The sequence below is a fragment of the Pseudomonas sp. HY13-MNA-CIBAN-0226 genome, from assembly GCF_040310305.1.
Lineage (GTDB): Bacteria > Pseudomonadota > Gammaproteobacteria > Pseudomonadales > Pseudomonadaceae > Aquipseudomonas > Aquipseudomonas gregormendelii.
The window spans coordinates 1-247 of record NZ_JBEOPS010000505.1 but is presented as its reverse complement, the minus strand read 5'-3'; the positions used below and the strand labels follow the sequence as shown (position 1 = coordinate 247).

Annotated in this window: 1 pseudogene; it reads right to left on the bottom strand. The window is 47.0% G+C overall.

Annotation, left to right across the window (positions count from 1 at the left end):
* Positions 1-247 (bottom strand): annotated as a pseudogene (locus AAEZ05_RS29685) (exonuclease SbcCD subunit D C-terminal domain-containing protein); the annotation flags it as partial.

The window sequence follows — 247 nt, the reverse complement described above, 5'->3', positions numbered from 1 at the left end:
GAACATGCAAATGCCCAAGTGCCACATAGTCAAAGCTTTCATCGAACATATCAGCAGAGATTTTGCCGAGTGAGCCGACATAAAGCTCACGCACACCATCATCTTCAGTAGTCGTACCACCTGCGGCGAATAGATGCCCTGTAGCGATGATAGGGATATGACGCTGGTTTGCTTCTGCTAATTCTGTTTGCTTCGCTTTAACAATGCTGGCGACTTCATCATAATGGGCACGAATGCCTTTGATGAC